At 46.7% G+C, this 591-nt stretch carries 1 protein-coding gene; it reads left to right on the forward strand.

The window, feature by feature from the left end; translation table 11 throughout:
• Window positions 1–591, forward strand: a 591-nt coding sequence (locus tag R8N47_RS26770) for a branched-chain amino acid transport system II carrier protein (RefSeq protein ID WP_318186309.1), incomplete at both ends; no start/stop codon positions are given.

Below are 591 nucleotides of genomic sequence, written 5' to 3' on the forward strand. Positions count from 1 at the left end.
ACATTTCGTTGTCTTACATCGGTTCCACTAGCTCTTACTTAGGTTCAGAGTTTAGCAATGGTGGCGATATTTTAACGGCGTTCACCTTCAACCACTTTGGTGCGTTTGGCTCTGTGTTGTTGGGTGCAGTCATGGTATTAGCCTGTTTAACCACAGCGATTGGCGTAACAACCGCAGGCAGCGAGTTCTATGACAACACCTTTAGCAAAGTGGACTACAAAAGCTGTGTCGTCATCACCATGGTACTGTCAGGCTTTATCGCCAACATCGGTTTAGAGCAGCTATTGTCAATCACTTTACCTGCGGTTGTGGCACTTCATCCTGTGGCGATTGCTTTGATGATGATGGCTCCCGTTCGCAACACAATGTCTCAGTTCATGTTGGTGCTTACCGCGTTCACCGCACTAGCATTTGGTTGTGTCGATGCTCTGCACATTTTGGGCTACATGCCGGAAGCTGCAGATCAATGGATGAGCCACAACATGCCTTTGTATAATGAGTTCGCGAGCTGGATTGTACCTAGTGTCATCATGGCAACGATCGGACTTTTGTTCACTAAAAAAGCAGAAGAAATCAAAGAATTCGAGCTGG

The organism is Vibrio sp. 2132-1, from assembly GCF_033344315.1.